Source organism: Burkholderia sp. YHN3-13 (assembly GCF_055810675.1).
Genome location: NZ_JBVVNQ010000076.1, coordinates 1 through 1079, shown reverse-complemented (window position 1 = coordinate 1079; position 1079 = coordinate 1). Strand labels below are relative to the sequence as shown.

At 53.1% G+C, this 1079-nt stretch carries 1 protein-coding gene and 1 pseudogene; both read right to left on the bottom strand.

The window, feature by feature from the left end; all coding sequences use genetic code 11:
* A partial coding sequence (locus tag AC0KUR_RS37920) for an ESPR-type extended signal peptide-containing protein (protein ID WP_473377393.1) occupies nt 1–620 on the bottom strand: 620 nt, incomplete at its 3' end.
* A 153-nt stretch (nt 621–773) separates the two neighbouring features.
* A pseudogene (locus tag AC0KUR_RS37915) lies at nt 774–1079 on the bottom strand (hypothetical protein); the annotation flags it as partial.

Here is a 1079-nt window from a genome sequence, read left to right as displayed (position 1 = left end):
CCGTCGGTCAACGATGAATTAGCGTGGAAGTACGAGACTGCAACGCCACTGAGCGTCGTGGTACCGGATACCGTCAGGTTACCCACCATCAGGTTCGGGATGTACATCGAGTCGAGAGACGGCAACCCGTTTGTAAGAGTTCCACTACTGAATATGCTAATAATGTTAGTATTTGCAGAGGGCGCGCAATTGTTACCGCTTCCCACCGTACCGGGAAAGCCGTTATAACTTGTCGGCAGTGTAGTTGATGACCCAGCAGTGGAGGTAGGAAACATATAATCTATAGCGCACGTACCCGACGCCCCATTAGTGGGGGTACTAAATCCACCGTATGATACATTTATCCCTGCACCGCTATAGCCAGTGGTCGTGGTTGCAACAGATTGAGTTGCATAGACGCTATTTGTCGCCACGCACCCATAAAACACTGCCGCCAAAATCCCTGCGATGTACTTTATCTTTGAAGGTCCCTCATTAAACTCCGAGGACACGGACCTTTCATTCCGATAATTTGATGTTGAAGAAGCGGTGCTGCACGTTGACGCTGCAGTTGCGAGCTCGGACGCGACGACCACTTGCCCTGTCCGGGAGTTAAAGAAAGTCTTGTAGATGCGGTTCATAACAATCCCCTTTTTAGATTTACAACATTGGCCTCAAAATAATTCGATCATTTATCGTTTTTCTACTTCTACCGCCCACCTCGCCTACAAAACAAACCTGCTCGCTTCCCACGCCGTTTTTATGTGCTTCGTGATTTGCGTGGACGCGACCACTTAAACCCCGACCTGACACCGCCGATCCATTTCACGTCTCGTGGACGGCACACTCCATTGACCGTTTTTCTGCTCCAGTTCGACCGGCAACCGGCAGTACGCGCCGTGCTGCTGCCCATACCGACCCGTCTGCCGAATTAGCCGTAAAATCTCGTGCCCCCACTCGAGATCGCGTGCACCTCGCAGCGCCTCACTCAGGCGCTGACGTGCCCCTTCCGCAATCGCCGACTGCTTGCCGAAGAATCCCGTGGCCAGACCCGCGTCATAGGCACGGCACACCATCTCCGCCACCTCCGGATCCGGGAA